Below are 14,874 nucleotides of genomic sequence, written 5' to 3'. Positions count from 1 at the left end.
GAAATCAAATAAAGAGAAGATCCTCTTTCTCCTTATCTACAGTGCAAGTTTACTTCCTAATTATAAATTTGAAATAAATGATTGAAAAAGGCAGCTATTACTTAAAATAGCTGCCTTTTTCTACAACTAAGAACATGTGCTGGAGGAAGATTCAACCAAACCTTTTTTAGTGAAATTTCCTGAAAAAAGGTTTGGATAAATGCTTTCCTTGCAAGCGAATATTGAAACGTAATAAACTCGCCATCCTCACTTAATGACTCCATTACACTGGATAAAATACGAGATGATACTTCCGTTGGTAAGGATGTAAAAGGTAACCCTGATAATACATAATCAACCTTCTCTATTTGTAACTCCTTTATATATTTCTTTATGTTCTCAGCTGATCCATGTATAACCAAAACGTTTGGATCGTCCTTAAACTGCTTCTGTAACTTTTTGAAAAAAACTTCATTAATTTCAATCAAGATAAATATTGTATGTTCTTTTTTTCTCTTTATAATCTCTCTCGTGAATGATCCTGTTCCAGGTTCCAATTCTAGAATATACTTTGCTTCTTCGAAATTAATCGCGCCTACCATCTTTTTGGCTAATATGTTAGAACTAGGTGCAATTGCTCCAGTATTCTTTGGATGTTTCACAAATTCGGTTAAGAATGTAATAAGTTGCATCTCTAACCTCTCCCGTTCATTCAATATCGTCTAATGTAGCTCCCAGTATAACTATCATTTTTTAAAAAATAGCATGGGAATTTCTTAAGATTTTATGAAGATGTAAAAAAGCAGCTATCGCTTCTAGCGATAGCTGCTCCTTTCATTACTTCGAGCTCACGATCTTGTAATAAGAACGAACTGTTAAGAAGTAATATCCAATATAAATGACGCTATACACACCAATACTCATTAATAATGGAATCAAAATTTCATATGGCATTAACGTTGATAATCCTTTTAATGCAAATAAGCTGTGGCAAATCCCTACTACTAATGGAATTGCAAAGATAAAGCTTACTTGTTTCGCAATTGCCTTTTTCATTTCTTGTTTTGTAACCCCGACTTTACGTAGTACAACGTAACGATCGTGGTCTGCACTTGCTTCTGTTAGCTGTTTGAAGTAAATGATAGAGCCTGTTGCTAGTAAGAAGACAAGTCCTAAGAATAGACCGATAAACATCATTAATCCTGTTGCTTCCAGCATACCATGGAAACCCGTGTAGAAATCATTGAAAGGTCGCGCAACTTCTGATTCTCCAGCTGGCATCACTTTCTTTAATTTCTCTGTTAGCACTTTACTATTCCTCTCATCTTTTACATCGATATTTTTAACGATACGTGTGTCAGCTACTGCCTTCGCACTCTTATATACTTCATCTGGTACAACAACGAATAGTTCTCCTAAGTTCGTTATATTACGTCCTTCAGCACCTTTAATCGTTAATGTTTTCGCTTCATTACCAATCGGGAATACCGCTTTATTCCCTTTATATACAGTGCTGAACTCATGCCCTTCAATATACATACCATCAAATACGAATGCCTCGTTAGCCGCCAAACTTACAGCCTCTATATCCATATTCTTTGCTATGTTATTAAATGCTGATTGCGATACAAGCTGATATTTCTCGGTAACTAAATAATTTGTATTCATACCCATATCTGCTTTTTCGCCTTCAAACTTTCCTTTAACAGGAACCATTTCTATTTCGAATTGGTTCGTTACAGGATGCTTCTGTTTCTCTTCACCCAAAATCGCATTTACTTTATTATCAAGTGCCGCATCCTTTTTCTCGTAAGAATAACTGTGCGGCGCATAATCTTTCGTTTGTTTAAACGTGTTGTAATACATCGTAACAGACGTACCAACTGCCGTTAATGTTACCGCACTTAATATTGCAATAGTTGCTAGAGATTTTGCATTTCCTTTAATGCGGTACAGTAACTGTGACGTCGTTACCATGTTCATACCGTTATAGAAAGATGATTTCTTATGTCTTGCTCGTTTTAATACAAATACTGTAAAGAACATGAATAGTAAGTACGTACCAAGTACTGTTGCAAGTAAAATATAAAGCGCAACTGTCATAAAGTCTATATATTTAATTGCTTTAATATACATCAGTGATAAGAAATAGCCAGAACCGATTAAGAACACTGAAATCAATGCCATAATCATTGATCCTTTTGGCATCGTTTCTCCTTCACGTTCTGCACGGAAAAGTTCAATTAATTTAAAGCGATAGATTAAACGATATCCTTGAAGTGATGTATAAAGGATAATCATAAAAAAGATAATTGCCGTATCAATAATTGCAGACATTGGTACTTCAAAATGAACATTTAAATTCAGTCCCATCATACTTACTAACAATTCAAGGAACAACTTCGACAGTACACTACCAATCGCAATCCCGATTACTAATGACATTAAGCCCATCAACATATTTTCATAAAATAACATTTTACCGATTTGTCTTTTTCGAATACCAAGCAGTGAATATAATCCAACTTCTTTTTTACGTTTCCGTGTAAAGAACCCGTTAGAGTATATAATAAATACCGCTACGAAAATAATCAGCATCACACTGGAAACTTGGAATGCTCCGCTAATTTTCTTAGATCCTTCCGCTGCTTTTTCCATTTGTGAATTATATTGCAGCGCTTTAAATGTAAAATAAATGACGATGCTAAAGATCATAGATGCAAAATATAAAAAATAATCCTTAAAGTTCCGCTGTATATTGCGGAGGGCAATGCTAGATAACGTCATCCATGGCACCTCCGGAAATTGCGGACATTACGTCTACTACTTGTTGGAAGAATTGTTTACGAGTTAATTCCCCGCGGTGCAATTCTTTATATAACTCACCGTCTTTAATGAAGATAACACGTTTACAATAACTTGCCGCAAACGCATCATGCGTTACCATTAAAATTGTTGAATTATCATATTCATTTAATGACTTCATACTTTCTAATAAGTCTGTTGCTGATTTGGAATCAAGTGCTCCTGTTGGCTCATCCCCAAAAATCATACTTGGATTTGTAACGATTGCACGTGATGCTGCGCAGCGCTGCTTCTGTCCACCAGATACTTGGTATGGAAATTGACTTAAAATATGATCGATGCCGAACTTCTTCGCAATCTCAAGAACGCGGCGATCAATTTCATTCGCTTTCACTTTTGATAACGCAAGTGGCAATGCAATGTTCTCTTTCACCGTTAGCGTATCTAATAAGTTATAATCTTGGAAAATGAATCCTAAATGATCACGGCGGAACAATGCTAATTTATCATCATTCATTTTCACAATGTCTTTCCCATCAATTAAAATCTCACCGCTCGTTGCATTATCAATTGTAGAAAGAACATTTAAAAGAGTCGTTTTACCAGATCCAGAAGGTCCCATAATTCCAACGAATTCACCTTCTTGCACTTGTAAGTTAATACCTTTTAACGCTTCAAATTTATTTCCACCTGTATCATATACTTTTTTAATATTTTTCGCTTCTAACACTGTTTTCATCTCTATATCCCTCACTTCTTCTATTCTCTATTTTCACTATATCTAACTCCTACTCTTGCCACTATCGATGTTTCTTACACAAACATGACAGTTATGTAAGGCTACTTAGCAGAAGACATGGACATTTAACTTCATGAAATAACTACTTTGCTACTATAGCATTGGGATAAATAGCCATCCATTCATTCTCCTTACAGAAACATTACATTTCTGTAAGGTACCCTATATAATTGTGCACGAAATGTCGGATGAGGTTATTTCATTCCTGCTATTCTATTAACAAAGGAGGTCATATGATGGATTCGCTTAAAAATATGAATGCAGCAATACAGTATATTGAAGACAATCTTACGAATGACATTGACTTTAAAGAAGTGGCTAGGCTAGCTTTCTGCTCGGAATACCATTTTAAAAGAATGTTTTCCTTCCTTTCAGGCACGTCGCTTTCAGAATATATTCGTTGTAGACGCCTTACTCTTGCAGCATTTGAGCTAAATGCTAGCAATGTAAAAGTCATTGATATCGCTATAAAATATGGATACAACTCGCCAGATTCCTTTTCACGTGCATTTCAAAATCTGCATGGGATAACACCGTCAGAGGCTAGAAATAGCAGCCATACCCTTAAGGCTTACTCACGAATGACCTTCCAGTTATCCATTAAAGGAGGAAATGAAATGAACTATCGAATCGAAAAAAAAGAGACGTTTCGCATCGTTGGTATAAAGAAACGAGTACCGATTATTTTTAGTGGTGTAAATCAAGAAATTGCTTCTATGTGGAAAAGCTTAGACAGTCAATCGATTCACACATTAAAGACCCTTTCGAATGTGGATCCTACAGGACTCATCAGTGCTTCTACCAATTTTTCTGAAGGGAGAATGGAGGAAAAAGGAGAACTTGATCACTATATTGGCGTCGCAACAACGAAAACTTGTCCAGAGCAGTTCAAGCAACTTGAAGTTCCTGCCTCAACATGGGCTATATTTGAAGCAATTGGGCCATTTCCTAATGCATTGCAAAATATATGGGGACGTATTTATTCCGAGTGGTTTCCATCTTCGAATTATGAACAAATGGAAGGACCGGAAATCCTATGGAATGAAAATAAAGATGTGACTTCATCTACTTTTAAAAGTGAAATATGGATACCAGTTGTGAAAAGGTAATATATTCCTAGTTGATTATTAAAGTAAAGAAGCTGTCCCAAAAGGTCATTTTTAACACCCTTTTGGAGACAGCTTTTTTAGACTAATGCTTCACTTTATCCTTCTTTTAGACTCATTGCTATACAACACTGCAGTCATAATCGAAATCATTACAACAACTACAAAAGTAAACATTCTATAGTTTGATATCACAGCAGTACCTATAAGAAAGGCAGGAATGACTGCCAGAATCATGCCTCCAAGCATACCAAGAACAGCTCCCATACTCTGTTTCACTACTTGGGTTTCTGATACCCAATCATAATAAGCAAATCGGTTATTAATAAAAACACCCCATACTGCTGAAAAAAAAGAATATGTGATTGGGGTAATTACGATTAAAATTGAAGTCCAAATACCTGGCTTTAAACCTATAATCATAAGGATAGCGCTAATAATTGATGTAGGTATGCTGAGTGAAAGATTCATGAGAATCTTACTGTCATAGATCATTTTCGGTGTAAGAGGCAATGACTTGATAATCCATACGTTTTTCCCCTCGAGCGACAATGACACACACGTTGTACACGTCATTGCAATCATTGCTGAAATAACAAATGGAGCAACCTTTTGTAAAAGCGTTTCGATTCCAGGATATCCAATAAATTGACTTGGCCCTACTATAACGACTGCAAGTGAGAATATGACTGCCATGACAACTCCCATACCGATATTAATTACATATACTGTAGAAGAAAAGAAACGCTTCCGTTCTTTTTTATATAATGCAATCAACACTTTTTCTTTCTTCATATGATCAATCTTGTAATCGGAACGCGTATGGTACGTAGAAACTCCTGTATTGATTTGCTTATATTTGAAAGAGAGTATTTTTACAAAAAGATAATACCAAATAACTGATATGCTGACAAAAAGAATAAAAGCTCCTATATTCGCATCGACAATTGCTTTTTGAAAAATGTTAGCTAGCGGATACACTTTAGTCAATTGCTCTGAAACGATTGCTCCAATCCCTTCTAAGTCAGTAAAACTATATTTCGCATTTCCCTGCTTGAACATAAAGTAGCCAAATATAATAATTGCCATAAAACTTAAAACAGTAGTGACTCGATTCGCATGTCTAAACTTAGATGCTATCGCCGTAATGCATGCACCAAAAACAGCCGCAATTGTTGTTGGAATTAAAGATACTGTAAACAGAGTTATGATCCACATTACATAGAAAGATATTGATGGATTCTCATATATACAATAAATAATCCCCATCGGCAGCATGATGATCATTGAAAAGACAGTATTTAATACGTACAAATACAAAAATCTACTAGCGATAATCGTATCTACACGAATCGGTAAAGACATGACAAAATCATAATCCTTAAAGGCAAAAATTTCACCATTCGCCTTAAACATAGTGAAAAACAAAACTAATATACTGCTAATAACGAATGCATAAACTGGAATGACTTCCCCTATCCCCAGTTTGATTAATCCATATGCCGCGCCTCCACAATATAGCATCAAAAGGGCAGCAACCAAGGCGATTGATACTGAAATTAAAATTTTACTCTGCTTCTTTTTCTTATCTTTTTCATACTTGAAAGTATTTAGACCAAGCTGCGTTATCAGACGGATTTTCAAAAGCGCTAGCGTATTATTCTTCATCAGCAAGCACCTTCATAAAGAGCTCTTCTAATGAATTCCCCTTGATTAAAGACTTTACTTCCCCCGAGATTGCTAGTTTCCCTTTATGAATCATCGCTATCTTATTGCATAACTTCTCTGCTACATCTAATACATGAGTAGAAAAGAAAATCGCACTGCCTGATTCACAAAGTTCCTTCATCATCCCCTTAAGTACAAGAGCCGCCTTTGGATCGAGACCAACAAAAGGCTCATCTAAAACTAATAATTTGGGATGATGCACAACTGCTGATATAATCGCTACTTTTTGTTTCATACCGTGTGAGTAGGAGGATATTAAATCCCCCAAATATGGTGTAATCTCAAAAGCATCTCCATATGTTTGTATCCGTTCTTCTCTGTCCTTTACAGACACCCCAAAAACATCCGCCACAAAGTTCAAATATTGAATCCCTGTTAGTTGTTCATATAAATCTGGATTATCAGGAATGTATGCCATGACCTTCTTACACGTAATCGGGTCCTTTTTTACTGAATGTCCATCAACAAAAATTTCGCCCTCCTCAAAGTCTATAACACCTACTAGCGACTTAATCGTCGTACTTTTCCCAGCGCCGTTATGTCCGATAAATCCAAAAATATCTCCCGCTTGAACAGTTAAACTCAAATCATCTACTGCTTTTTTGCCACCTTTGTAGGTTTTGCTAAAATTTATGATTTCTAACATGCCCTCTCCCCCAAACGATTTAAACTCGCGTATACCAAGACTGAATATTCAGACCTAAACAACTAAAATGATACGCAATAAGACTTCATCCTTACCACATATCATTACTTGCAAACGTCCTTACAGAATCGTATCTACTATTTATAATTGTTCCTTTTTATATAAAATATAAGAATATCCATTCGTCAACACCACAGCAATTAATATCATTGTAAGCATCATATAAGATCTCCATTCAGCTGGCACAACAATACTTACCATCATCATAAGTCCTAAAGCTACAAATACTTTTCCGCTAAAGCGATGTGTTTTGCGCCATACTTCTTCATTGCTTAGCGTCCATGGGTTACGCATACCCACAAAGAAATTCGGTTTACACTGCGGTAAATAATTACCAATAATTAAAAATAAAATTCCAACAAGTAATTCGGGGACCCGATTAATAAATAATTTATAACCTAAGCCATTTGTAATGATATCTATGTTTCCGATAAATAAGACAACTAGCAGGCTATTATTTATCATCATCAAAGCTTTAGAAAACTTTTCATAGTTTTCTTTCTTTGGATCAATTTTTTGTAAAACATTTAGAAATACATAACAACCAATCATGATACCAACCATAGACATCATTCCAGTTAATTTCGATGAAAATCCATCAGCAGTCCCGCCGCTCCAATGGGTTGCGATTGTATCTGGCAAGTATGGCCAAGAAATTGCCCATATTAAGCAAGTTGTAAGAATTAATATAATTGCAAAAAGATGCTTTTTCATTTCCCCTCTCCCCCTTTATTCGTAAACGTAAACACCCAAGTTAATAAATCTTGAAAAACGGTTGTGTTTAAGGAATACACAACAAATTGCCCTCTTTTTTCATCTTGAATGAGTTCCGCGTTTTTAAGTGCATTTAAATGATGCGAAATACTCGGCTTTGTCATATTGAAGTGCTCGGCGATTTCTCCAGCTGTTAAATCGCCTTCTTTTAATAAATCTAATATTTTTCGTCTTGTTGGATCTGCTAATGCTTTAAATGCTTGGTTCAATGCCTTTCTTCCTTTCAATAATTAGACATTTAGATATTTATCTAAATGTTAAAATAAAAACTATAAATTGTCAATTATATCCACATTTCTTTTTGCTTTTTCCACTTTTGCCCTATACTGTTTACTAGCGCTCGTTTCAACATAATGAAAAGACAAGAAACACATGGTACACTATAGCTACAATTGTTTTTTAGGAGGAATAACTATGTATAAAATTTTAATCGTTGAAGACGATCCAAATATCTCATCTTTACTTCAGTCTCACATTCAAAAATACGGTTATGAAGCTGTTGTTGCTGATAACTTTGATGATATTATGGATTCTTTTAATAGAGTGAAACCACATCTTGTATTGCTTGATGTAAACTTACCAAAATTCGATGGTTTCTACTGGTGCCGTCAAATTCGTCACGAATCTACTTGTCCGATTATTTTTATTTCTGCACGCGCTGGTGAGATGGAACAAATTATGGCAATTGAAAGCGGTGCAGATGATTATATTACAAAACCATTCCACTACGATGTTGTTATGGCGAAAATTAAAGGACAATTACGTCGCATTTATGGTGACTATGCACCAAATATTTCGGAGCGTATTGTTGAAGTGGAAGGTTTAAAATTATTCCCTGAACGACCAGAAATCCATTTTGGAAGTGAGCAAGTTCTTCTTACAAAGAAAGAAGCTATCTTAGCTGAAATGTTATTATCGAAACACCCTCGTACAGCAAACCGCGAAGATCTATTAGCTGCGCTTTGGGATGATGAAAGCTTCGTTGAAGAAAACACGTTAAACGTAAACATTACACGTCTTCGTAAGAAATTTAATGAGCTTGGTATTGAAAACGCAATTGAAACAGTACGCGGATTAGGGTATCGTTTTAACGCAACTTGGAGTGAATAAGCATGAAGTTATTTTTGCGTGATCATTTTGTATTTTTTCTATTATATGCATTAAATTTCGGTATCATTTTTATTCTCTATGATGCAGTTGATGGATTTCAAAACAATAAATTTTATTTCATCGTATTAAGTTTATATTTATTTATTTGCTTCCTTGCTTATCGTTATGTTCGCAACCGCAGAATGTATCACAGATTAAGTGAGCCACCGGAAAAAATGGAAGATGCGTTTATTGAAAGAGCGACCGCACCTATGCCACACGGCGTAAATGAGCTTGTTCGGACTCAATATCGTCTATTCCAAAAAGAACTGCAATCATATGAAGTCAAACAACAAGAACACCAATTGTTTATTAATCACTGGGTACATCAAATGAAAACGCCAGTTTCTATTATGCAGCTGATGGTACTAGAAATGGAAGATGAACATCTCATTCCCAAGTTTAAGAAAGAACTAGAAAGATTAAATCAAGGACTTGATATGGCGTTATATATGGCGAGACTCAATAACTTCCACGAAGACTTCCATGTAGAAACGATTTCACTAAAGGATGCCGTAACAAAAAATATTAACGGCTTAAAAGAACTCTTTATTCGTAACGGTGTATTCCCTGTTCTAGAAGTTCATTCTGATCTTATGGTTGCTTCTGATGCAAAGTGGCTGAAATTCATTATTTATCAGTTAATGACGAATGCGGTTCGCTATTCTGGCGAGCGAGGCAAGAAAGTCTTCTTATCTGGCTATCGAAATGGGAAAGATATTATTTTAGAAATTCGTGATGAAGGGGTTGGTATCCCGCAGGAAGATATCCGAAGAGTATTTGAACCATTTTATACAGGGAAAAATGGACGTACTTTCGGAGAATCAACTGGTATGGGGCTTTATATTGTCAGTAAAATTTGCTCTTATTTAGGTCATTCCGTGAAGTTAGACTCTGAAGTAGGTAAAGGGACTAGCATTAAGATCATCTTCCATAATGCTTTAAATCATCAAGCAGACGGCTCGGGGAAGGTGATTGAAGAATGAACATACACAATTTCAGCGAAATGTATGAGAACTCACTCTCATACATTTTTTGCAACATGACTACATCTATATCTTCGATTTGGAGGTATACAGCATGACTTTTTGGCAGTTTGCATTTAAAAACGTAACGCGAAATTCCCGTGCTTATTTTGCCTATTTTTTAAGCAGTGCGTTTTCCATTGCGATTTTCTTCTCATTTGCGGTGTATTTATTTCATCCTCGGCTACAAAATTTTAGTACAGTTGATGGAATTACAGGGTTAATGATATTTTCAGAAGTGGTCATTGTGTGCTTTTCCTTTTTCTTTCTGCTTTATTCCATCGGTACTTTCTTAAAAGTTCGTAAAAAACAATTTGGAGTTTTAACCGTTTTAGGAATATCGAGAAGGCAATTAAAACGTCTTGTTTTTATGGAAAATATGTTGATTGGGATATTGTCCATCTTTGTTGGCATTCAACTTGGACTCGTATTCTCACAATTTTTCTTGTTAGTAACAGGAAAAATCACACACGTCCCAGGATTGTATTTATATTGGCCTTCAGGGGCCATCCTTTTAACTGCAACAATCTTCCTTGGACTCTTTATCGTTGTTTCTGCTTTTACTCCTATGCTCATCCGAACAAGAAAAGCAGTACGCCTTTTAAAAGAAGGAAAAGTAAAGCAAAAAGAGCAAAAACCTTCTATCCTTATTTCTTTATTTGGTGCTCTATGTTTGCTGTCGGGATATATACTAGCCGGAAATCCAATGTTCTTTCTATCTTTAGATCCAAAGATAGGATCGATTTACATGTTTTCTAGCATTTTCGTCATTCCGTCACTTGTGGCAATTGGAACATACTTTTTCTTTTCACAAATTTGCTTCCTGCTCATTCGGATTTTGAAAACAAGACGAAAATTTTACATGAAGCGAATTAATATGCTGTGGATTTCAGATTTGGCAAGCCGTATTCGAACAAATATTAATATGCTTTTTATTGTAGCTATGCTATCTACTCTCGCATTTACAATGATTACATTCATATATGGGTTTGGGAAATTCATAAAGTTGGATGTTGCCAAAAATAATCCATTCCCGTTCACCTATATTTCATACGATGCCAATCCACTTGCTTCACAGCATATGGACTGGTTGGAAAAACGACTTAGCGAAGAACAATTTACCTATAAAAAGTTCAAAACAGACTTATATGCAGTTTCATTACAAAAGGACAAAACCACTCCTTATGAAAGAGAAGCATATGTATTAAAAGAAAGTGACTATAATAAACTCGCGACTGCTTTACACCTCAAGCACCTTTTTGTAAAAGAGAATGAAACATATATCCTACCTGGATATGGATATCAAAACATATTGAGTCCACTGCAAGAAGATTTCAAACAAAAAAACGTTACACTTTCGCAAAATTCACTTACATTACATGTAAAAGATTATGAGAATTTTAGCGTAACACCAGCTGGTCTGACACCACAATTACTAATTTTATCTGATGATACAGTACATGCTTTATCGAATAACATGAGACATATGACACTGTATAACTTTCAAGTACAAGACTGGGAAAAGACATATATAATCGCTGAAGAATATATTAATAAATTGGAAAAAGATCGAAAAAGTATCGCATCTAAAGAACCTTTATATATCATGTGGGAAGCGAGTGATACGCTATACCAAATTAAACTAGGCGCCGCTTCATTCTTCTTTATTGGTACTTTCCTTGGCGTCATTTTCTTCATTGGTGCCGGGAGTGTCCTTTACTTCCGTATGTATACGGACTTAACAAGTGAACAAGAAAAATATATTACGATTACAAAAATCGGGTTAACAGAATCTGAAATGAAGCGTTCCGCTACCATTCAGCTAGCGATCTTATTCTTCGTTCCGTACATCATGGCTTCCATTCATACAATGTTTGCTACAAAAATGCTACAAGAAGTCATAAATCTATCATTATTTGCTGAAATTACAGTTGTTCTTACGATATTTGGAACGGTTGAAATTATCTTTTTCTTGTTAATTCGTTCCTTATATATGCAAAAACTATCTCGGCATATTAGTCTTTAAAAAATAGAAAGGTGATTCTTTATGGAAGAAGTCTTACACATTAAAAATGTCTCTAAAGTGTATGAGGGCAAAGTCCCTTATACCGCTTTAAAAAATATTAACTTACATGTAGATAAAGGAGAATTTGTCGCAATTATGGGGCCTTCAGGAAGCGGTAAATCTACTTTCTTAAATGTAATTTCAACAATCGATTCTCCTACTGCAGGCGAAGTTTTTATTAATGGGAAACAGCCGCACACATTCCGCAGGGAAAAACTAGCTGTTTTCCGCCGCCAAGAACTAGGGTTTGTTTTTCAAAACTTTAACTTATTAGATACGTTAACAATTGGTGAAAATATCGTATTACCATTAACGTTAGACAATGTTCCGCTAAAAGAAATGGATAAGAGATTAGATATTGTTTCAAAGAAACTTGGGATTGACCACATTTTAGACAAGCGGATTTTTGAAGTTTCTGGTGGACAAGCTCAGCGCACTGCAGTAGCTCGCGCTGTTATTCATAATCCATCACTCTTGCTTGCTGATGAGCCTACAGGAAATTTAGATTCAAAAGCAGCAATCGACGTAATGGAACTTTTTACAAAGTTAAATAAAGAAGAACAAGCAACGATTTTAATGGTGACACATGATCCATTCGCTGCTAGTTACTGCAACCGTGTAATTTTTATTAAAGACGGTGAACTTTACAACGAATTACACCGAGGGCTTTATAGAGAGAAGTTCTATCAAGAAATATTAGATGTATTAGCGTTACTAGGCGGACGACGCGGATGACATTTTGGCAGTTTGCATTTAAAAATGTCTCTCGTAATTCAAAAGCATACTTTGCCTATTTTGTAAGCAGTGTATTTTCAATTATGGTTTTCTTTTCATTTACTGTGTATTCGTATCACCCACGTTTACAAGACTTACAAGAGCGAGGACCACTGATGAATTTAATTGGGATGGCCCAATTTGTCATCATCATGTTTTCGTTCTTTTTTCTCCTTTATTCTATAGGAGCATTTTTAAAAGTACGTAAAAAGCAATTCGGTATTTTGACCATTCTTGGCATTTCAAAGAAACAATTAAAGCGGCTTGTATTTATGGAAAATATGATGATTGGAATATTAGCAATTTTTTCCGGCATTCAAGTTGGCCTTGTGTTTTCTAACTTTTTTCTACTAGTTACTTCTAAATTAACGGGTGTAAAAGGGCTTTATTTATATTGGCCAACAAAAGCGATTATCATAACGACCATAACATTTATCATTTTATTTTTGATTGTTTCTACTTTCACACCTATATTAATTCGCACGCGCAAAACAATGCGTTTAATAAAAGATGACGGTCCACAAAAAAAAGAGAGACGCCCTTCTATTCTTATTTCTCTTTTTGGAGTGGCTTGTTTAATAGGGTGCTATTATATCGCTGGTGTTCCAGAAAGTTATGTATCAGAGAAAACGGTTCGAAGCGGATTTGCCATTGTTCCACCATTATCTATCATTCCACTTGTAACAATTGGAACCTATTTACTGTTTTCACAAACACTTTTTCTTTTCATTTGGTTGTTAAAAAAGAGACGCCGTTTTTATATGAAAAAAATTAATATGCTTTGGATCTCGGATTTAGCAACACGTACACGTGGTAATATTAATATGCTTTTTATCGTTACTATGCTATCTGCGCTTACATTCACGATTATCACATCACTTTTTGCAATGAATAATTACACAAAAGCAGTAATTCTAGCAGATTATCCGTTTCCTTTCACGTATATATCTGATGATAAAAATTCTTTTGAAAAAAAGCATACGGATACAATCGAAAGAGAGTTAACAAATCACGAATTTCAGTATAAAAAACACAAATTCACCGTGTTAAAGGATCAGGTTTTGGATATTGATATTGTCATTATGAAAGAAAGTGATTATAACCAGCTTTCTACACTATTAAACAGATCCACGATTCAGCTGAATGAATCCGAAACCTATATTGTTTCCGAGTATTCAAAAGCTACAGGAAGTTTAATCATGCATCCTTTTGGAAAGCGAGAAAATATTACGATCGAATCTAATAAAAAAACATTTCGTATAAAGGGCTTTTCTGAACAAGCAATTGAGCCAAGGTTTGCTCTTCCCTATATTATTGTTATGCAAGATTATGTAGTGGAAACTATGATTCCTCATATCGAAACGATGACAATTTATAATTATATAGTAAAAAACTGGGAACAGGCCCTTTTACCAACAACAAATATTTTAAAAGTAACGAACGAGGATAGAGACAATATTATTAAACCAGAAGAACAAAAAAATGGCATCGAAAAGGTCGCTCCATTCCAAATAGTTACAGCTAGTGATGAGTTGCAATATAGTAAACAAAATAATGTTTCTGGTTTCTTTATCGGTGCATTTCTCGGCGTCATCTTCTTTATGGGTGCAGCTAGCGTTTTATACTTTCGAATGTATAACGACCTAACAAGAGAAGAACAGAAGTATATTACCATTACGAAAATTGGATTAACAGAAAACGAAATGGCTCGTTCGGCAACAATTCAACTGGCAATCCTATTCTTCGTACCTTATATTGTTGCTGTTATCCATACGATATTCGCTATTAAATTTTTACAATTTATATACTCATTTTCATTATTAAAAGAATTATTATTCGTATTAGTCCTATTTGGGATGATCGAGATTATTTTCTTCTTTTTAATCCGTTCCCTTTACATGAATAAATTATCACAACGCCTTAAATTGTGAATAAAATAGCCTTGTGCATGCGCACAAGGCTAT

General features: G+C 35.1%; 13 protein-coding genes. 6 read left to right on the top strand and 7 right to left on the bottom strand.

All coding sequences use genetic code 11. The features are described from left to right. Nucleotides 1-101: 101 nt before the first annotated feature. The 3 genes from JDS96_RS08725 to JDS96_RS08715 form a co-directional block, all read right to left on the bottom strand. Nucleotides 102-671, bottom strand: a complete 570-nt coding sequence (locus tag JDS96_RS08725; protein ID WP_199666613.1) for a class I SAM-dependent methyltransferase — start codon at nt 669-671, stop codon at nt 102-104. A 145-nt stretch (nt 672-816) separates the two neighbouring features. After that, on the bottom strand, nt 817-2,766 hold the full coding sequence (locus JDS96_RS08720) for an ABC transporter permease (RefSeq protein ID WP_199666612.1): 1,950 nt from the start codon (nt 2,764-2,766) through the stop codon (nt 817-819). Next, the gene (locus tag JDS96_RS08715; RefSeq protein ID WP_003201420.1) at nt 2,753-3,523 is read right to left on the bottom strand and encodes an ABC transporter ATP-binding protein; all 771 of its coding nucleotides are present in this window, start codon (nt 3,521-3,523) and stop codon (nt 2,753-2,755) included. The genes JDS96_RS08720 and JDS96_RS08715 overlap by 14 nt, the downstream gene beginning before the upstream one ends. A 296-nt stretch (nt 3,524-3,819) precedes the next feature. Here JDS96_RS08715 and JDS96_RS08710 point away from each other — a divergent pair, with 296 nt between their 5' ends. Next, the gene (locus tag JDS96_RS08710) at nt 3,820-4,692 is read left to right on the top strand and encodes an AraC family transcriptional regulator (protein ID WP_098114069.1); all 873 of its coding nucleotides are present in this window, start codon (nt 3,820-3,822) and stop codon (nt 4,690-4,692) included. Between the two features lie 90 nt (nt 4,693-4,782). Here the strand turns inward: JDS96_RS08710 and JDS96_RS08705 are convergent, their stop codons facing one another. The 4 genes from JDS96_RS08705 to JDS96_RS08690 form a co-directional block, all read right to left on the bottom strand. Further along, on the bottom strand, nt 4,783-6,357 hold the full coding sequence (locus tag JDS96_RS08705) for a putative ABC transporter permease subunit (RefSeq protein ID WP_033796497.1): 1,575 nt from the start codon (nt 6,355-6,357) through the stop codon (nt 4,783-4,785). Then, nucleotides 6,347-7,063 carry an ABC transporter ATP-binding protein gene (locus tag JDS96_RS08700; protein WP_003204770.1) on the bottom strand — a complete coding sequence of 239 codons (717 nt, stop codon included), beginning with the start codon at nt 7,061-7,063 and terminating at the stop codon, nt 6,347-6,349. Before JDS96_RS08700 ends, JDS96_RS08705 begins: the two co-directional genes overlap by 11 nt. A gap of 141 nt (nt 7,064-7,204) precedes the next feature. Next, nucleotides 7,205-7,837, bottom strand: a complete 633-nt coding sequence (locus JDS96_RS08695) for an SdpI family protein (RefSeq protein WP_018764633.1) — start codon at nt 7,835-7,837, stop codon at nt 7,205-7,207. Further along, a complete protein-coding gene (locus tag JDS96_RS08690) occupies nt 7,834-8,106 on the bottom strand; it encodes an autorepressor SdpR family transcription factor (protein WP_018764634.1) in 273 nt (90 codons plus the stop codon). Before JDS96_RS08690 ends, JDS96_RS08695 begins: the two co-directional genes overlap by 4 nt. Before the next feature lie 205 nt (nt 8,107-8,311). Here JDS96_RS08690 and JDS96_RS08685 point away from each other — a divergent pair, with 205 nt between their 5' ends. From JDS96_RS08685 to JDS96_RS08665, 5 genes are all read left to right on the top strand, one after another. Then, nucleotides 8,312-9,007 (top strand): response regulator transcription factor, encoded by a 696-nt coding sequence (locus JDS96_RS08685; RefSeq protein WP_003201435.1) that lies wholly within the window; start codon nt 8,312-8,314, stop codon nt 9,005-9,007. A 2-nt stretch (nt 9,008-9,009) separates the two neighbouring features. Continuing rightward, nucleotides 9,010-10,032, top strand: coding sequence for a sensor histidine kinase (locus JDS96_RS08680; protein ID WP_003201433.1), 1,023 nt, complete (start codon nt 9,010-9,012; stop codon nt 10,030-10,032). Between the two features lie 94 nt (nt 10,033-10,126). Then, complete coding sequence (locus tag JDS96_RS08675; protein ID WP_003208842.1) at nt 10,127-12,097, top strand: FtsX-like permease family protein; 1,971 nt, start codon at nt 10,127-10,129, stop codon at nt 12,095-12,097. 21 nt (nt 12,098-12,118) lie between these two features. Further along, nucleotides 12,119-12,871 carry an ABC transporter ATP-binding protein gene (locus JDS96_RS08670; RefSeq protein WP_003208840.1) on the top strand — a complete coding sequence of 251 codons (753 nt, stop codon included), beginning with the start codon at nt 12,119-12,121 and terminating at the stop codon, nt 12,869-12,871. Further along, nucleotides 12,868-14,841, top strand: a complete 1,974-nt coding sequence (locus tag JDS96_RS08665; RefSeq protein WP_033796495.1) for an FtsX-like permease family protein — start codon at nt 12,868-12,870, stop codon at nt 14,839-14,841. The genes JDS96_RS08670 and JDS96_RS08665 overlap by 4 nt, the downstream gene beginning before the upstream one ends. The last annotated feature ends 33 nt before the right edge of the window (nt 14,842-14,874 follow it).

The sequence above is a fragment of the Bacillus cereus group sp. N21 genome (assembly GCF_016483395.1).
In the GTDB taxonomy this organism is placed as follows: Bacteria; Bacillota; Bacilli; order Bacillales; family Bacillaceae_G; genus Bacillus_A; species Bacillus_A pseudomycoides.
Note: the sequence above shows the minus strand (reverse complement) of the source record. Positions and strands in the feature narration are given on the sequence as shown.

Coding starts and splice junctions, on each gene's coding strand:
- JDS96_RS08720 (WP_199666612.1), bottom strand. CDS start 2,766: ATGACGTTATCTAGCATTGCCCTCCGCAATATACAGCGGAACTTTAAG.
- JDS96_RS08675 (WP_003208842.1), top strand. CDS start 10,127: ATGACTTTTTGGCAGTTTGCATTTAAAAACGTAACGCGAAATTCCCGT.
- JDS96_RS08685 (WP_003201435.1), top strand. CDS start 8,312: ATGTATAAAATTTTAATCGTTGAAGACGATCCAAATATCTCATCTTTA.
- JDS96_RS08695 (WP_018764633.1), bottom strand. CDS start 7,837: ATGAAAAAGCATCTTTTTGCAATTATATTAATTCTTACAACTTGCTTA.
- JDS96_RS08725 (WP_199666613.1), bottom strand. CDS start 671: ATGCAACTTATTACATTCTTAACCGAATTTGTGAAACATCCAAAGAAT.
- JDS96_RS08715 (WP_003201420.1), bottom strand. CDS start 3,523: ATGAAAACAGTGTTAGAAGCGAAAAATATTAAAAAAGTATATGATACA.
- JDS96_RS08665 (WP_033796495.1), top strand. CDS start 12,868: ATGACATTTTGGCAGTTTGCATTTAAAAATGTCTCTCGTAATTCAAAA.
- JDS96_RS08705 (WP_033796497.1), bottom strand. CDS start 6,357: ATGAAGAATAATACGCTAGCGCTTTTGAAAATCCGTCTGATAACGCAG.
- JDS96_RS08700 (WP_003204770.1), bottom strand. CDS start 7,063: ATGTTAGAAATCATAAATTTTAGCAAAACCTACAAAGGTGGCAAAAAA.
- JDS96_RS08680 (WP_003201433.1), top strand. CDS start 9,010: ATGAAGTTATTTTTGCGTGATCATTTTGTATTTTTTCTATTATATGCA.
- JDS96_RS08670 (WP_003208840.1), top strand. CDS start 12,119: ATGGAAGAAGTCTTACACATTAAAAATGTCTCTAAAGTGTATGAGGGC.
- JDS96_RS08710 (WP_098114069.1), top strand. CDS start 3,820: ATGGATTCGCTTAAAAATATGAATGCAGCAATACAGTATATTGAAGAC.